Source organism: Streptomyces sp. PSU-S4-23 (assembly GCF_055632315.1).
In genome coordinates, this window is sequence record NZ_JBVMUU010000002.1 from 668,143 (window position 1) to 685,149 (window position 17,007).

Sequence of the window (17,007 nt, forward strand, 5' to 3'; positions counted from 1 at the left end):
GCACCCCACCGCCTCGGCCGTGTCAGATCAGTCAGTCAAGTCTTTCATGACTCCGGAGCCCGTCAATCGTGAACTCCGCTGTTGATCAGCCGTGAGAACGTACCCGACGAACTCGACACATACATGTGCACGCCGATCGGAGTCACCCTGTTCGGGACGTAGATTGGAATGGACTGGTAGTAGACCCGCTCGCCCAGCTTGAGCCGCCTCTCGATCTCGTACTCCACCGACCGCATCTCCGTCTGATTGGCGTAGGCGGTCGTCGGAACGATGTTCTTCCGGAGGTGAGTGCCGCCGAATTCACGGGCAATCAGGTGAGCCCTGTTCCATTCGTCGGACTCGTCCTGCAGACTCCAGCCGACCGGATTTTGCGGTTCGCTCGTGTTCGTCGTCGCCGGAGCGTCCGGGTTCAGACAGGCGAACCCGCCGGTCGCCCGACCCTGTCCGTCCACGGGGGAGTTCCACACGTTGCTCGGCCCGGAGGAGCTCTGGCACTTCTTGTTCTCGTCGTCGGCGTCGTCGATCGCCTTACGCTGGAAAGACGTGTCCGGTTCGGAGCTGAGCGCCGACAGGCCCTGGAAGATCCGGACGATCATGGAGACCGCCGCTCCGGTGGCCAGCCCCTTAGGACCGCTGCCGCCACCGCCGCCCGAGGGCGGGGTGGGCGTCGGCCCCGGCGCCGGCGCCGGCGTGGGCCCGGTGGCGGTCCGGCTGGACGACTCGGAGGAGGCGACGTCCTCCGCCGACGGCATCAGCTGGCCAAGAGCCATGGCCATGTCGTTCAGGTTCTGCTGCCCCTGCGGCGTCGCCGCGTACAGGGCCGTGACCAGAGCCGCGCCCGCGTACCAGATCAGCGGGATGGCGAAGTGGCCGTCCAGTTCCACGAAGCTGGTCGGGTTGCCACCGGCGAACGCGTAGCGGTTGCCCGTGAACGGGTCCGCGCCGAGGTTCATGTCGGCAAGGGCGCCGTTGTACATGTCCCGGGTGGTGAACCGGTTGAGCCCCGGGTTGTAGTCCCGGAAGCCCATGTCGTACGTACCCGACTGGGCGTCCCAGCGCTTTGCGTTGTAGCGGTAGGGGTTGTACTCCTGCTTCGTCGGGTCCGCGGCGTCCGGCTTGTCGATGCCCGTAAACTCGGACTTGTCGTCCGAGCCGTAGGCCGAGTAGCCGTACGTCGCCTTGGTGTCGCCGGCCTGGTCGGTCAGCGTCTCGACGTCACTGTGCGAGTTGTAGCCGTAGTAGCCGTCTTCGCTCGTGCCGTCCGTGTTGTGCTTGACCTGGGACAGCCGCTCGCCCCACGGGCTGTACTGGTACGACTTGGTCAGCGCGCCAGCGACCTCCTCGGTCAGCACCTCGTTGGACAGGCCGAGGTAGCCGAAGTCGGTCGTCTTGCCGTCGACGGTCTTCGAGGCGGTGCGGTCCAGCGGGTCGAACGTGTACGTCGTCGACTTCATCACGCCGGTCCCGTCCGTCTTCTGGGACTCGACGACATGGTCGAAGCCGTCGTACACGCTCCTCTCGATGACCTTGCCGCCCGAGGTGACCGACTCCTGTCGGCCGAACGGGTCGTAGTTGTACGCGGCCGTCGTGCCGCCGGTGGTGGCGCGGAGCAGCCGGTTCCGGTCGTACTCGTAGGCAGTGGTGACGTTCTTGACCGTCTGGCTGATGACGTTGGCGTTGTCGTCGTGGACGTACGTCTCGGTGCCCGCGCCGTTGCCGGTCTTGACCGACTCGGTCAGCCGGCCCACTGGGTCGTAGGTGTAGTTCGTCGTGGAATCGAGGTACGCCGCGTGGTTGTCCGCGCTCATCTTCTTCGCGACATCCTGCGCCTTGTTCCCGTTCAGGTCGTAGGCGTAGGTGTGCGAGGAGACGAGGGTGGTGTCGGGCTTCTCCTCCGTGGTCGACCTGACCTCACCGCCGCGGTAGTACGCGTAGTCGACGGTGTTGCCGTTCGCCTTGGTCTCCTTGAGCCGCTGGCCGCGGTCGTTGAACGTGAACGAGGTGACCTTCGGCGACGCGTCCGTGGCGGACTTGCCGACCGAGATCGACTTGACCAGCTCACGCAGGTCGTAGCTGTACTTGGAGAACTGGCTCGGGTGCGTGACCGTGTCGGCCTGGCCGTTCGCGTCGTACGTGTATGACGTGACCTTCTTCTCCTGGCCCGCGAGGGCCTCGGTCACCTTCTGAACCTGATTCAGCCCGTTGTAGACGACCGTGTACGCGTCGATCTTCGCGCCCGACGAGGTGTCGTCGATCGACGTCAGATTGCCGTTGACGTCGTAGGCGTACGCGAAGGTCTTCTTCTCGGTGTCGGTCTCGCCGGTCGTGTCGCGCACCAGCTTGACCGCGTCGGCGACAGCGATGCCCGAGCTGCTCTGCTCCAACGTCAGCGTGGCGTCGTTGCCCTGCTTCAGGCTGTAGGAGCCCAGCGACACCCAGGTCCCGGTGCTCGCCGTCTGGTCCTTGGCGACCGGCGGGTGAGTCGTCGCGCCCTGCGCCAGCGTGTACTTCGCCGCCGTCGTCGCGCCCGTGACCATCGGGTACTTCACGTACGCGGTGTACGTGCCGTCCTTCGGGATGTTGAGCGTCCAGGTGAAGGCGTCCGTGCCCGCGGCGGCCGTGTGGGTGCGGTGGTTGTAGCCCTGCTGACCGGTGATGTCGCCGGTCGCCCAAGTACCCGTGGCGGAGATGTGCTGGGCGTCGGAGTTGTCGACGAGCACCACCGACTTGCCCGCCGGCACGCCGTCGTCCGACTTGGACTTGAGCTTGCCGTCGGGGTAGTACGACTGCGTCATCGTGCGGTCCGAGGAACCGCCCGCCGACGTGAGGGTGCGGGACTCCTGTTGCCCGATCTCGTTGTAGTCGTACGTGGTGACGATGTCCCACGGGTCGGTGGATTTCCTCGTCCAGCCATTGTCGAAGTACTCGAAGACCGTGTCGTTGCGGACCGTCTGGCCCGCCGACGGCGGCAGCGACTGCCGTGCCACCCTGCCCACCGCGTCGTACACGGTCTGCGTGTAGACGTTCGGGTCGGCGTGGTCCGGGTCGGCGGGGTCGTACGGCTGGTACTGCTTGACCGGACGGTTCAGCGCGTCGTACTCGGTACGTGCGGCGAAGTCGTCCGCGGTGGTCGTCGCCGCGCCCCGCGGAGTGATCACCTTGGTGGTGTTGCCGACCTGGTCGTACTCGTACTTCGTGATGCGGAACGTGGTGTCGTCGTACGGGACCTTGACCTCGGTCTGCTTGCCCCGCTCGTCGTACGTGTAGGTCGTGGTGCTGTTCGCGGGGTCCGTGGACGTGAGGCCGAGGCCGTCCTTGTCATAGGTACGCGAACTGGACTTGCCCGCCGCGTCCGTGAACGTGGTGAGCCGGTGGTTCAGGTCGTACACCATCTTGGACGTGTAGTCCGTGGTGTCCGCGGTGGCGTTCTTCTTCGGGTCGACGACCGTGACTGCGTTGCCGACGTCGTCGAACTCGTAGCTGATCCTGTCACCGGCCGCGTTGACGACCGAGGTGAGCTGGTAGATCTCGTCGTAGTGGTTGGTGGTGACGTAGTCGGTGGCGTCCGAGGTCGTCAGCGTGCCCTTCGGCTCGCTGACGGTCTTGAGGTTGCCGACCTTGTCGTAGGTGTAGGCGGTCCGCCGCTCGGGGGACGTAGGGGTGTCCCTTGGAGCGGTGGCCGAGGTCATCTGGTCCGCGGCGTCGTACGCCGCGGTGGAGACCGCGCCGTTCGGCGCCGTCGACTCGGTGATGTTGTCGTTGGCGTCGAAGATCGGGGCCGGCGTGGTGATGAAGACGCCGGCGTCCTGGTCCTTCGCGACCGTGCCCGACTTCGGCCGGCCGAAGGTGTCGTAGGTCTGCGTGGTCTTCTTGCCGAGCGCGTCGGTGACCTCGAGAACCTGGCCACGGGCGTCATACACGTACGACGTGAACTCGGCCAAAGCGTCGGTGATCTTCGCCGGGTAACCTGTGGGACCGAACTCGCTGTTCGTCGTCGGGTTGCCGTTGGCATCGGTCGCCTTGGTCAGCTGGCCGTAGGCGTCGTACTCGTACGACGTGGTGTAGTCACCGGCCGTACCCGTGGTGGCGACGCCCTTGGGGTCGGTGACCGTGGTCAGGTTGCCGAAGGTGTCGTAGCCGAACTGCCAGGCGCGGCCCTCCGGCGACGTCTTGCGGAACAGGTCCGCCGAGTAGCCGTCCGCACGGGTCTGGTACTCGTACTTGGCGGCGTCGGCCGGGTAGGTGCCCGGTGCGCAGTCGGAGGACGGCGGCACGCCCGCCTTGTTGTTCTCCGCGTCGCGCTGCCAGAGCGGGTAGCCCGTCTTCGGGTCGTAGCAGTAGGCGGTCTTGGCGCCGTTGGCCTCCTCGAGGTAGGTGACGTTGTTGTCCGCGTCCCAGCTCATCTTCGTCGTCTGGGACTTGGCGTTGGTCGTCTGGACGGGGCGGCCGAAGTCGTCCGTGACGTACTGCGTCGCATGCGACTCCGCGTCCGTGACCGTCGTGTCGGTGAACTTCGTGTTCGCCGTGTCCGCCGCGTACACGAAGCCGGTGTCGCCGCCGAGGCGGTCGGTGATGGTCTTGGTCCACCAGTGGTAGGCCGGGTTGTCGCCGGTCTGCGGGGCGTAGTACGCCAGCTGGGTCGCGTTTCCGCGCGGGTCGGTGGCCTTGACCAGCTTGACGTTCTTGTTGCCCTGAGTGGCGTCGTAGGTGAACGTGAACACCTTCGGCTGCGAGGAGCCGTCACCGTCGGTGAACCGGCCCAGCAGGCCCTGGGTCGTGTAGTAGAAGGAGATCTTCCGGCCCGAGATGTCCGTCATGGACTTCACGTGGTCGTAGATCTTTGAGTTGGTCAGGTTGCTGCCGGTGACCTTGGCGCCGGTGTCGTCGATGTAGTCGTAGGACGCGTCGCCCTTCTTGTAGTAGTCGACCGTCAGGGACTGGCGGCCGGCCGGGTCGGTGATGTACGTGAGGAACTTGGTCGGCTTGTTGTTGGACTTGCGTTCCTCGTAGGTGTACGTCTGCGTGTTGCCGTTCTTGTCGACCGCCGAGGTCAGGTAGCCGTCGCAGCCGAAGAAGAAGCGCATGCCGTCCGGGCGCAGCATGGTCCAGGCGTCCGGCACCGGGTCCTTGTCCGGGGTGCAGTCCAGTCCGGGTTTCGCGGTGAGTTGGTAGTGGACGCCCGCGGGGGCCTTCCAGGTCCCGTCGGTCTGCTTGGTGAAGACGTGGGTGGTGCCGTCGCCGTCGGGGAGGCGTATCTCGGTGGGGTTGGGGTTGGGGTGGAAGTCCAGCGGGGCGCCCAGCCGGATCGGTCCGGCCAGTTGCATCGACCAGCCCGCGCCGGAGACGGTGTCGGAGGTGTCGAGGGAGTTGTAGGCGAGGCGGGCGAACGTGGTCAGGCCCCGGCCGGGGTTGGTGAACGCGTTGTAGGACCAGACACTGTTGCCGGAGGCGAGGTTGTTCATCACCGTGGAGCCGGCGCCGGTGTTCTTGCCGGTGTAGGAGTAGAACTTCTCCAGGCCGAGGGTGTTGGAGGTGGGGTCCTCGACCGCGATGTTCTGCTTCAGGCCGGGGATGGCGCCGGTGCCGGCGGACAGCCAGGTGCCGGCGGTCTTGTTGTACAGGTCCCAGGTGAGGGTGTAGTCGGTGCGCTTGTTGCCGCCGTCGGAGTTGATCGGTGTCTTGACCTGGGCCTGCAGGGTGACGGTGTCACCGGGTACCACGTCCTTGGGCAGGGCCGTGTGGACCTGGTTGCCGCCGGTGGTGGCGTCCGTGCCGTCGGGCAGCTGCCAGGTGTAGGACAGCACCTGGTCGGCGGCGCGCCAGATGGTGTCGGTGGTGTTGGTGAGGGTGACGTCGACGGTGTAGTCCGTGTTCGGCGTCATCCGCTCGGGAGTCTTGGGCGCGTAGTAGGTGGACTCGGTGGTGGAGTCGATGTAGGTGACCACCATGCGGGGGTGCAGGCGCTTCTCGGGCCCTTCCGTGGACAGGAAGACGGTGCGCTCCTGCTGGGCCGACTCGTCCTGCATCTTCAGCAGCACGCCCTGGTCCGACCCGGGGGTGGTGACCCAGCCCTGCACCAGCGAGGTGGCGTTCCAGTCGCGGCGGGCGGGGTCGTTGGTGACGCCGGCGACCGTGTCCGCGACCGTGGGCCCGTAGTCGCCGCCGGGGGTCGTCCAGCCGGTGGTGGCGTCTGCCTTGGTCCAGGTGGCGGTGGCCTCGTCGAAGGTGCGGGTCAGGGGCCGCATCTCGTAGACGGCGCCGCCGGCGTCGGTGGAGGTCTGGGTGCCCCACAGGCGCAGGGTCGCGTCCAGGACACGGCCCGTGGCGGGGATGTCCAGGGCGGGGAACGTCAGCACACTGCGGGTGGTGCCGTAGGTGGGTGAGTTGTTGCCGACCGTGAGCCAGTTCTGCGGCACGCCGTCGGTGATCGTGTCATGGGCCGTGGACGGCTGCGCCGAGGACAGGGTGGTGTCCTGCGAGGCTTCGACGATCCTGACCGTGCGGCCCGCCTTCGGCAGCCGTACCAGCTGGGTCGGCGCGGGGGTCACGGTGCCGTCCTTGGTCTTGACGGCGATCATGTAGTAGTAGGCCCGGCCGAAGGGGTCGGCGCTGTCGGCCGGTGTCGGTGTCGCCGAGGTGTCCGTATAGGCGGTCGTGCCGGGCGCCACCGGTGCCACCAGGGTGGCGCCGGTTGGGGTGAACGTCTGGAACACCGAGCGGTGGACCTGGTATTCGACGATGTCGTCCCCACTGGCCGTGGACGGGTCGGCGTAGGCCGACCACGTCAGGTCCGCGCCGGTGTCGTGGATCGTCGTGGGCGGGTCGAGTTCCACGCCGGGCCGACCGTAGGTGAGCACCAGGCGGGGGTAGTTCGCGGTCTCCTCGCCGTAGCCGTACTCGCTGCCCTCGTAGCGGGGGCCGCCCTTGGGGCCGTTCGCGGACTCGTCGCCCGCCTTGACCACGAACCCGTAGTTGGAGTTCGTCCCGTCCAGCCACGACTGCACCGTCCTGGTCACCGGGAAGGAGTGCCAGACGTTGACCTGCGAGGGCTGCTTGGTGACCACGCCGCCCTTGGTGAAGCGGACGGCGTCCGCGATCACCGCGGTGCTCGTGGACGCGGGCCCGTCACCGAGGACGACCTTGCCGGCGGTACCCGCCTTGAACGGGTGGGTGCCCAGCGTCTTCCACACCCCTGCCGTACCGGACTGCTGGTCGACGGTGTAGGTCTTGCTGCCGCCGCTGTAGGTGACGGTGTACGGGGCGGTGGTGGCACGGTCGGAGGCCGGCACGTAGTGCGCCTCGACCTGGTAGTCGCCGTCCTCCGGCAGGCTGGGCTGCCAGGTGTAGGTGTCCCCGGCGACCGAGTCCTTGTTGTACAGGTAGTCCTGGTTGACCGCGTACTGGGTGTAGGCGGTGTTCCCGGAGGCGGGCCAGGACCCCTGCGCAGCCGTGGCGCCCGCATCGCCGTCGTCGACCAGGACCGAGGTGCCCGACAGCTCACCGGTGATGCCGCTGGCGTTGTTCCAGGTCGCCGTGGACTCGCTCCAGGAGGCGGTGGCCCGGTGCGCCTCCAGCTGCACCTCGGTGGTGCCGGTGGTGTGGGTCTGGTCGTAGTACAACCTCAGGTCGGCCGAATCCAGCTTCGTCCCGGCCGGGACACCGGTCAGCGGGAACCTCAGCAGTGCCCGCGAGCTGCCGGTGCTGGTGTTGCCCACCGACAGACGCCAGTTGGCGTCGTAGTTCGACGCCGGGCCGTCCGAGGAGATCATCACGTCCTGCGCCGTGGACGGCGTGGGAGCGATCGCTATGGTCGGATCGATGGTGACCGGGTACTGCCGCTCCTTCGCGGCCAGCCACGTCGCATCCGGCACCACGGTCAGCTTCCAGCCCTTCCCGTTGCGGGAGAGCTTCTGCTCCACAGCGGTGCTGTAGGCCGTTCCGTAGGCGGATGCGGTGTCCTTCTTCGCGTCCGTCATGAACGGTGCCGGAATCACCAGCACCGGATCTGCGGATTCGCCGTAGAGGGCGATCGAGCCGTCCTTGCCTGCCTTGGGCGTCAGGCCGTCGGTGTCCAGGGTGAAGGTGAACTCCACCGGACCCGGGGGGCGCTTGGCGAGGGTGATGTTCTCCTTCACCCGGCCCGCGCCCACCTCGTAGGACAGATCCGCGCCGGGCAGCGCGCCCCGGTAGGTCACCGACCCGCCCCGGGCCACCGGGGAGAGCCTCCCGCCGGCGCCCTCCAGGCCGACGGTCACCGCGTGGCCGTCCGGGGACTCCACCCGCATCAGCCTGCCGGCCTGCGCCCCGAACCAGCTGCGGGTGGAGTTGGTGGTGTTGGCGTACTCGAAGCCCGCGCGCCCGGTCTTCGTGACCGTCGGGTCGATGTCCTTCCACGACCTGCCGGACCTGTACGCCGTCGGCACCGCCGACACCTCGGCCTGTACCCGGCCGTCCGACAGCTTCCAGTACCGCGCATGCGCCGTGCGTCTGCCGGTCAGCTCCGCCACCCGCCTGGCCTTCGGAGCGTTTTTCCCCTTGGGAAGCTTCTGCCGGTCGGCTATCCCCGCTTCGTCATGCGACGGGGGCTTTTCCAATTCCTTGCTATCATCCGCGAACCAGCTCTTGACCGTGTCGACGATTCCATCTCCGCCGTCATCGGAAGCGGACGCGGCATAAGCGGCCTGCGGCAGCAGTGACATCATCACCGCCGAAGCAGCAAGGCACGCGACAGCCCTACCCAGCCTGGGTCTCACGCCAAACCTTCCTTATGGTTGATGGCTGAAACTCGCCGCTCATCCGCCCCCAACCTGCGGAGACGTCGACATCACACCGAGCAGCGCCGGGTTTCTAGCAGTGACGCTGACGCATAATCAAGCGAACTCACATTACGGCACCTTGACGCTGCTTTACCGACACTTGGGGACGAACAGGCCGGCAGAATGTCCGTAATGCCTGCTCGCTGGACAACGGTTACCGACGGACGGTATAAACCCGGCTTGCCCAACGGCGATGCCATTCCCGAAAGGACAAACAATGGGCACCACAACCTCGAAAACCGCGCCCGACAAGCCACGTCCCGAGGGGAACTCCAAGGAAAAATCCGGCAAGATCTCCGAACCGGAAACCGACACCGCCGCAGCCACCGACGACTCCGACCGCGCCCCGGAAAGCGACGTCGGGCGCGCCGAACGAGGCGCCTTCCGCGCCGGACTCATCGCAGGAGGAGCGGCGCTGGCCGCCTGCGCCGGCCTGGTCCTGTTCGGCCTGCTCCACAACGACGACAGCGGCGCCACGGCCGAACACCATGTTCCCGCCGCGCCCGTGACCTACGAGATCACCGGCAACGGCACCGCCGACATCACCTACCAGGCCCGCAACACCTCAGGCAAAGCCACCGTCGTCACAGCCGCCACCCTGCCCTGGCACACCACCGTGGACGTCCCACTCGGCCAAGATCCGATCGTCAGCATCGTCCTCACCCGACAGGGCGGCCAAGCCCGCTGTACCCTCGCCATCCGCGGACACCACGTCCAAAGCGCCACCGCCACCGGCGCCTTCGGCCGCGCCACCTGCACCGGCGAACTACCCAGCCCGACTCCGTCCGAAGGCTGACCCGGTATTCGGCGCCTGAAGTCCAATGAATATTCGTGGGCCTGTCCGCGTGGCGCGTAGAGGACGGCCGGTGGCCGAGGTGGCGTTGAGCGACGACGAGCGTGAAACGCATGGAGTCCCGCCTGGACGGGCTGGGCGACGAGCCGCGTCTGAGCGCTCCCCTGCCAGTCTGCGCATCCGCCACCAGGGCCATGTGGAGGCGGGCCATACGCAGCGTCTCGTCACGCTTGATCATGGGGATCATGGGGATCGTGGTGATCGGACAGCGGGCTCTGCTGCCGTCCGCAGCGCGGCGCAACACCACGAACTGTTCCGGATCACAAGAGGTGATGACGTCCGTCGCATGGCCGGACAGCACCCCTTGAAGCAGATTGGCCCCGCACATGCAGCAGCGCGGCGGTGCTCTGATCGTCGCGGCGGTCGCGTCCACCGCCGAACAGCCCGGAGTAGAAGGCGAAGCGGACCATGAGCCCGGCGATCACGCCCAGGAACGAGGCGATGGTGATCACGGCGACGTCGCGGTGGGCGACGTGGGACAGCTCATGGGCGAGGACCCCCTCCAGTTCCTCGGGCTCCAGGCGACGCAGCAGCCCGGTGGTCACGCACACCACGGCATGGTCGGCATTGCGGCCGGTGGCGAACGCGTTGGGCAGATCCATCGAGGAGACGGCGACTCGCGGTTTGGGCATGTCCGCGGTGGCGCACAGCCGGTCGATGACGCCATGGAACTCGGACTCCTCGTCCGGGGTGACGATACGGCCGTGCATCGCGAACAGGGCGATCCGGTCCGAGAACCAGTGCTGCGCGGCGAGCAGCCCAGCAGCGATGACCACGACCAGGATCCACGACTTCAGCAGCGCGATCAGCACGGCGATGAACGCCACGTACAGCAGCCCGAGCAGGAACAGCGTCAGGCCCATGCGGACGCTCAGCTGCCGGTCGGGAGCGAAGCGGCTGCGCATGTCGTCACCCCTCATCACCCCGGTATCAGGCCCTCGTCGGACAGCAGGGCCTGCACCTCGTCCAGGCTGGTGTCCTCGCCGGGGAGAATCAGGTCCGAGGGCGCGAGCGTGTCGGCCGGGAGCGGGGTCCCCAGCGCGCATACGGCGTCCAGCAGCGCCCGCAGTCCGGCGGCGAACGCCTGCTCGTCGCCGGTGGCGGCGGCCGACTGCAGCGCGGCGTCCAGCTCGTTGAGCTTGTCCAGGTGGGTGTCGGCGATCTCGTACTGGCCTTCGCCGAGAATCCGCATGATCACGACGGTGCCTCCTCGTCCGGTTTCCGGTCCGCGTCGGCGGCCTCGCGGCTCTCCAGCGCGGGCGACGGCCCGGAGGCGGCGGCGAGCTCGTCCTTCATCCGGGCCAGCTCCAGCTCCACGCCCCCACCCGCGGACGCCTTGTCCAGCTCGGCCTGGATGTCGTCGCGGCCGGCCGGGAGGGTGGCGTCCTCCAGGGCACCGGAGGCGATCAGCTCGTCCAGCGCCCCGGCGCGGGCCTGCATCTGCTCGGTCTTGTCCTGGGCCCGCTGGATGGCCATGCCGACGTCGCCCATCTCCTCGCCGATGCCGGTGACCGCCTCAGTGATCCGGGTCTGCGCCTCGGCCGCGGTGTAGGTGGCCTTGATGGTCTCCTTGCGGACCCGGAAGGTGTCCACCTTCGCCTCCAGACGCTGTGCGGCCAGAGTGAGCTTCTCCTCCTGGGCCTGCAGGGCGGCATGCTGGCCCTCCAGGTCGGTGATCTGCGAGGCCACCGCCGCCCGGCGTCCCAGGGCCTCCCGGGCCAGGTCCTCCCGTCCGACGGCCAATGCCTGCTGAGCCTGCCCCTGCAGCTTGCCGCTCGACTGCTCCAGAGTTTCCATCTGCAGTTCGAGGCGCTTACGGCTGGTGGCCACGTCCGCCACACCGCGCCGCACCCGCTGCAGCAGCTCCTGCTGCTGTGTGTAGGAGTAGTCCAGTACCTCTCGCGGGTCCTCAGCCCGGTCCAGGGCCTTGTGCGCCTTGATCCGGAACAGGTCCGCGATACGGCGAGCGATACTGCCCATTGCCGCCAGTCCTTTCTTCGCAGTCCGAGGTTGGTGTCCCACCCCCGACGTGCGCGGCACTCAGTGATGCTGCGGGCCCTTCTTCGTGAGCCCGCCCCCACCGCGGTCGCCGGGGCGATGGTCGGGGGGCTCCTCTCCATGGTCGTGCGGCCCCCCGCCGTGACCATCGTGACCACCGTGCATAAAGGCCATGCCCAGCGGGCACGCCGCCACGAGGGCGATCAGGAGCAGTACGTACGGGGGGACACCGAGCCAGAGCAGTACGACGGCAACGAGGGCCGCGACCGCGATACCCGTAAGCAGTTTCCGCTTCATCTCCGGCCCCAAGGTCCTTTGTGGCCAGATTCCCCAGACCTCCACCCTCCCTCACATAGGGGAATCCCGCACGGGTACTAAGGTCTTAGCACTGGGCCGAACGGCCCTCTTGGTCCGGGAACCGCCCACAGCCCGATATCCCAGCCAGCGAAGTGCTTTCTCTACGCGGTCGGCATCGTGGAGTCGATATGCGGAACAGGTCGGACCCGACCGTAAGACGGGGGCGGGCACGGAGACCGAAGCGCCCAGCCGTTCGCCCCGCTCCCGGCCACGGTGTGCGGCCGGGGGCGCCAGTAGCGGGGACCGGTGCTGCAGGCGGGCCGTGGGCGGCGGCGCACGCCTTCCTGCACCACACCCGCCGCCCCGTCGTCCTGCCTCACGGATGATCGCCGAGCGAGAGCGCATGCTGACTGTCCGGCTGAAGACGCGAGAGCGGCGAGGACACCATGAGCCAGACCGACCACGTGCGTGAGCACATCATCGCCACCTACCAGGCCAGAGCCCGCCACTACGACATCACCGCCCGGCTCTACGCTCTGCTCGGCCTGCCGCAGCAGTCCTACCGCCGCAAGGCGGTCCAGGCGCTGCGGCTGCGCCCCGGTGACACCGTGGTCGAGATCGGCTGCGGCACAGGGCTGAACTTCTCCCTCGTCCAGCAGGCGATCGGGCCTGAGGGCCGGATCATCGGCGTCGACCTGACCGACGCGATGCTCAGCCAAGCCCGGCGGCGCATCACGGCCCGAGGCTGGAAGAACGTCACCCTGGTCCAGGCCGACGCGGCCGACTATCGCTTCCCGGCCGGCGTCAACGCGATCCTCTCCACGTTCGCCCTGAGCCTGGTGCCGGAGTGCGCCGAGGTCATCGCCCACGGCTGCGCGGCCCTGGCTCCGGGCGGACGCTGGGTCGTGCTGGACTGCAGCCTTCCGCGGGACGCACCTCGCTGGCTGGAGCGCGGCTACGTAACCCTTGTGCGGCCCTTCGCCGTGACGCAGGAGTGGGTGGCCCGCCGCCCCTGGGAGACCGTCCGCGCAGCCATGCAAGTCGATCTGGGCGATTTCTCCTCGATCGACCTTTTCTTCGGCTTCCTGTACCTCGCTGCCGGCACCCACGAGCCGGACGATCACGGACCGGCCCACAGCGCATGAACTGGGGCCCCACCTCCGGACAGGACGGCGCGATGCGACCGGCCCGGAGGGCTCCCGAAAGGTCGGGCCGCCGGCCACGAACCGCAAGGCGCCGACCAGTGAACCGAATGATGACGTTTTCCCTCATTTGCTCCGGGTAGCCGTTCCTATGCCCTGGTTCAACACCCTCGGAGTGGCACCCTTCCGAGGCGGATTCCAAAAAAGGGAAAGCATCATGGCGACAGCAACCATTGACAAATCAATCGACGTCGACTGCTCACAGCACGAGGCGTTTGAAAGGCTCAGCAATGTCGATGCATACACACAGTTCCAGTCGCAGTTCGCAGGCGTGGAACGGATAGAGGCACGCGGCGCCGGCACAGCCCATATCGTGGAGGTCGTCGAGGGACAGCGCGAGGAATTCGACATCGAACTCACCCCCGTCCCGGAAGAGCGCATCGACTACCACATCCCGGGCGAAGCCCCGATGGACGGCTCACTCACGCTCCGGAAGCTGGACGAGCAGCACACCGAGCTGCAGCTGCACGTGGAGTACGACCCACAGAAGGTGAGCGATGCCTACCACGTCAGCCAGCAAGAACTCGACCAACACCTGCAGGAACGACTGGCAGGCATGAAGTCCCTCGCGGAAGGCAGAACTGGAACCGACTAGAACGGCAGCCCCACTGCCTGGAAATCATCCCCGGCTGACGCGGGGGGAGTGTCTAAAGCTGACACACCCGGCCATTGCGGCGGCCCTGCTTCTCTGGAACGCCGGATCCGGCTTCCGGCGCGATGCCAACGGACGCTGAGGAATCATTCACCACCGCGGGCTCCACCAGGCCACGGGTGTTCAAGGCGGTGCCGGCGCCGGGAGCCCGGCGGGTGGGCTGAGCGTTCCGGTAGCCTCGTCAGCCCCGCACATCAGTGCGGGGCTGACGGTCATAGCGAGTGTTTGGTTCCCAGTCGTCTGTTTCATTTGGTTTAGCTGTCAGGCCAGTTGGTGGTTGCTTCGCGGGTGAGGCGGCGGGTCGTGAGGCTGATGGCGGCTGATCGGTGTGGGTGAGTTTCGTAGTCGCGGGCCAGGCGGCGGTGGTGCATGAGCCAGGCGGTTGGGTCGGCCGCACGGCGAGGTGCCTGGCACGGCAGGGCCGTCTTCTACGGAACGGCCCTGTTGACTCTCTGATGACGCGTCAGAAAAGTCAGCATTGAGTGAGCAGGTGCCCTGCCACAGCTGCCCACGGACGGTCAAACCGTGGAACGGCCCGGCATCGCGCACAGGGCCTGCGGCACGCCCGGCCGCCCTCCCGCGAGCGGTCGAAGAGCGGAAGGCAACGCACGACGGCGAGTCGCCCACCCGTCACCCAGGAATGCGCCGTTCCCGCGGGTCAGCGGACCCTTCCTCGCGGCTTCAGAGGCACGGAGGGCAGCGCGGGGGCCGGCAGCGGGTCCCCGTCGTACCCTTTCACCTCGCCGAACCGCGTGCCCGTCATCCAGTCCGCACGGGCCTGTTCGACCTCTTCCTGGGTCCGCCCGATGAAGTTCCAGAACATGATCAGTTCCTCCTCGAACGGCTCGCCGCCCAGAAGCATCAGCCCCGCGTCCGACTCGGCGCGCAGCGGGAGTTCGCGGCGTCCGCAGCCGAGGTAGAGCATCGAGCCCGGCAGGACCGGTACGCCGTCGACGTGGGCCTCGCCGGACATCGACAGGACCGCGTACTCGAAGTCCGGCTCCAGCGGCAGTCGTACGGTCGCCCCGCGTGCCAGGGCGAGGTCGGCGCCCACGATCGGCGTGTACGCCGTACCGGGCGAGGCCGCGCCGTCGATCTCCCCCAGGACCAGCGTGGCCTTCAGGCCGGGCGCGTCGAGCACGGGCAGCTCCGGGTGGTACTCGAAGCGCGGGGCCGTGTGGCGGTGGGCGTCCGGCAGGGCCACCCACAGCTGCGCGCCGTGCAGGAAGCGGGCGTGCGGCTTCGGGCTCTCCTCGGAGTGGCTGATCGCCCTGCCCGAGGTCATCAGGCCCAGCTGACGCGGACGGACGGTCTGGAGGCTGCCCGTGGAATCGCGGTGCAGCACCTCCCCCTCGTGCAGCCAGCTCACCGTCTGCAGCCCCATGTGCGGGTGCGGCGGCACCTGCATGCCGGGCTCGTCCGCGATGTCGTCCGGCCCGTAGTGATCGACGAAGCACCAGGCGCCGACCATGCGGCGGCCCAGGTTGGGCAGCAGCCGGCGGACCTCGGTGGACTCGCCGAGCGGGACCCTGCGGGGGCTGAGGAGCTCGCGCACCGGCTCCGCCACCACGAACCCGCGGCCACCGCACACGGCGGGCACCGCCTCGCGATCAAGATTGCTCATGGCGCCCAACCTAGCCCCGAGGGGGTGCCCGCGTCAGGCCCTCCGCCCGCCGTCGGGAGGCTCTTGAATCGGACGTGTCACCGGGTACGGCGTGCGGGCGTACGCCTGGACCGACCGGCCGTCCCCGAAAACAGTAGCCATGGCTATAGTAACCATGTACTGTATCGTCCATGAGTACGGCACCCGAGGGCGCGACGCCCGGTTTTCTCATCTGGCGACTGTCGATGAAGTGGCGCGTGGCGGTCGACCGGGCCGTGGCGCCCCTGGGCCTGACCCATGCGCAGTACGCGCTGGTCGCGACGCTGTTCGGCATGCACCGCACCGGCCGGCGCCCCAGCCAGCGCCAACTGGCCGACCACACGGGGCTGGAGGCGCTCTACGTCTCGAAGCTCGCCCGCGTCCTGGAGACGGCCGGTCTCGTGGACCGGACCCGCGACCCCGCGGACCCGCGGGCCGTGCGTCTCTCGCTCACCGCGCGGGGACTGGAGGTCGCGCGGCAGGCGATCCAGGTGGTCCAGCGGCTGCACGAACAGTTCCTCCGGCCGCTGGGCGGGCTCGACAGCACCCCCACCGAGGAGTTCCGGCGCGCCCTGCGCACCCTGCTCGACGCACCGCTCGACCCGTCCGCCGCCGGCAGCGAGACCGGCGGCACGGGCACCCCGGGCAACGACACCCAAGAGGAGCAGCCATGACCCACCCCACCCCCACCGTCGACAGCCGGCTCGTGGGCCTCACCCACTATGCGAGCCGCACCCTGCTGGAGCGCCTTCTCGCCCGTACCGGCACCACGTTCGACCAGTCGGCGGCGCTACGGGCACTCGCGGACCACGGCGGGACCCTGGAGCACGCCGTGCTCGTGGCCCGCCTGAGGGACGCGCTCAAGATCGGCGACGAGGCGGTGGCCCGGACGGCCGTCGACGCGCTGATCGCAGACGGGCTGCTCGAGATCGCGCAGGAGCGCGTGTCGTTGACGGACCGCGGCCGGGACCTGTTCGACGGCATCCAGGCCGGCGGCCGGGAGATCGCCTCCCGGCTGTACGCGGGCATCCCGCAAGAGGACCTGGAGACGGCCGGCCGCGTCCTGACGCTGGTGCTGGAGCGCGCGAACGCCGAACTGGCGGCCTGACCCGCGGCCATCGCCCGGGTCGCGGCGGCCGTGGAATTTCCACCCGCCCGCTTCCGTTGTGCGCGGCGGAAGGAGGTCTCGGGTGGAGACGGGGTACTACGGGCACGGGACGCTCGCGGAGCGCTGGGAGCGTGCGCGGACGTTCTTCGACGCCAAGGACTACTACGCGGCGGCACAGGTCCTGGACGGGCTGGTGGACGAGGTTCCGGACCAGACCGGGCCCAGGCTGCTGCTGGCGCGCGCGTACTACCACTCGGCCCAGCTGCGCCGCGCCGAGGCCGAGTTGCGCACCATCGTGGAGCGGGACCCGGTGGAGGGGTACGCCAGGCTGCTGCTGGGGCGCACCCTGCAGCGTCAGGGGCGCGACGCCGAGGCGCAGCCGCACCTGCGGCTGGCGTCGGCGCTGGCGGGTGAGTTCACGGAGGCGTGATCCCCGAGG

11 protein-coding genes and 2 pseudogenes are annotated in these 17,007 nt (G+C 68.3%); 6 read left to right on the forward strand and 7 right to left on the reverse strand.

The window, feature by feature from the left end:
• Window positions 1-62: 62 nt before the first annotated feature.
• Window positions 63-8,702: a golvesin C-terminal-like domain-containing protein gene (locus ACZ79I_RS03785; RefSeq protein WP_471504738.1), complete on the reverse strand. Its 8,640-nt coding sequence runs from the start codon at window positions 8,700-8,702 to the stop codon at window positions 63-65.
• Between the two features lie 331 nt (window positions 8,703-9,033).
• Here ACZ79I_RS03785 and ACZ79I_RS03790 point away from each other — a divergent pair, with 331 nt between their 5' ends.
• On the forward strand, window positions 9,034-9,612 hold the full coding sequence (locus ACZ79I_RS03790; RefSeq protein ID WP_471494044.1) for a hypothetical protein: 579 nt from the start codon (window positions 9,034-9,036) through the stop codon (window positions 9,610-9,612).
• A gap of 350 nt (window positions 9,613-9,962) precedes the next feature.
• Here the strand turns inward: ACZ79I_RS03790 and ACZ79I_RS03795 are convergent.
• From ACZ79I_RS03795 to ACZ79I_RS03810, 4 genes and pseudogenes are all read right to left on the reverse strand, one after another.
• Window positions 9,963-10,574 (reverse strand): annotated as a pseudogene (locus ACZ79I_RS03795) (M48 family metalloprotease); the annotation flags it as partial.
• Window positions 10,575-10,588: 14 nt separating this feature from the next.
• Window positions 10,589-10,867 carry a PspA-associated protein PspAA gene (pspAA, locus tag ACZ79I_RS03800; protein ID WP_471494046.1) on the reverse strand — a complete coding sequence of 93 codons (279 nt, stop codon included), beginning with the start codon at window positions 10,865-10,867 and terminating at the stop codon, window positions 10,589-10,591.
• Complete coding sequence (locus tag ACZ79I_RS03805) at window positions 10,864-11,649, reverse strand: PspA/IM30 family protein (RefSeq protein ID WP_471494048.1); 786 nt, start codon at window positions 11,647-11,649, stop codon at window positions 10,864-10,866. Before ACZ79I_RS03805 ends, pspAA begins: the two co-directional genes overlap by 4 nt.
• A gap of 60 nt (window positions 11,650-11,709) precedes the next feature.
• Window positions 11,710-11,964, reverse strand: coding sequence for a DUF2933 domain-containing protein (locus tag ACZ79I_RS03810; protein ID WP_471494050.1), 255 nt, complete (start codon window positions 11,962-11,964; stop codon window positions 11,710-11,712).
• Between the two features lie 446 nt (window positions 11,965-12,410).
• On the opposite strand from ACZ79I_RS03810, the gene ACZ79I_RS03815 reads away from it, so the two are divergent.
• The gene (locus ACZ79I_RS03815; protein ID WP_471494051.1) at window positions 12,411-13,109 is read left to right on the forward strand and encodes a class I SAM-dependent methyltransferase; all 699 of its coding nucleotides are present in this window, start codon (window positions 12,411-12,413) and stop codon (window positions 13,107-13,109) included.
• A gap of 214 nt (window positions 13,110-13,323) precedes the next feature.
• Entirely contained in the window at window positions 13,324-13,761 is a 438-nt protein-coding gene (locus ACZ79I_RS03820; protein WP_471494053.1) for an SRPBCC family protein, read from the forward strand.
• A 311-nt stretch (window positions 13,762-14,072) separates the two neighbouring features.
• Here ACZ79I_RS03820 and ACZ79I_RS03825 read toward each other — a convergent pair.
• Both ACZ79I_RS03825 and ACZ79I_RS03830 read right to left on the reverse strand, forming a co-directional pair.
• Window positions 14,073-14,195 (reverse strand): annotated as a pseudogene (locus ACZ79I_RS03825) (IS5 family transposase); the annotation flags it as partial.
• A 281-nt stretch (window positions 14,196-14,476) separates the two neighbouring features.
• Entirely contained in the window at window positions 14,477-15,442 is a 966-nt protein-coding gene (locus ACZ79I_RS03830) for a pirin family protein (RefSeq protein WP_471494054.1), read from the reverse strand.
• Window positions 15,443-15,612: 170 nt separating this feature from the next.
• On the opposite strand from ACZ79I_RS03830, the gene ACZ79I_RS03835 reads away from it, so the two are divergent.
• The 3 genes from ACZ79I_RS03835 (at window position 15,613) to ACZ79I_RS03845 (ending at window position 16,998) form a co-directional block, all read left to right on the forward strand.
• Complete coding sequence (locus ACZ79I_RS03835) at window positions 15,613-16,134, forward strand: MarR family winged helix-turn-helix transcriptional regulator (protein ID WP_471494056.1); 522 nt, start codon at window positions 15,613-15,615, stop codon at window positions 16,132-16,134.
• The gene (locus tag ACZ79I_RS03840) at window positions 16,131-16,568 is read left to right on the forward strand and encodes a MarR family winged helix-turn-helix transcriptional regulator (RefSeq protein WP_471494058.1); all 438 of its coding nucleotides are present in this window, start codon (window positions 16,131-16,133) and stop codon (window positions 16,566-16,568) included. The genes ACZ79I_RS03835 and ACZ79I_RS03840 overlap by 4 nt, the downstream gene beginning before the upstream one ends.
• Before the next feature lie 82 nt (window positions 16,569-16,650).
• Window positions 16,651-16,998, forward strand: a complete 348-nt coding sequence (locus ACZ79I_RS03845) for a tetratricopeptide repeat protein (protein ID WP_471494060.1) — start codon at window positions 16,651-16,653, stop codon at window positions 16,996-16,998.
• The last annotated feature ends 9 nt before the right edge of the window (window positions 16,999-17,007 follow it).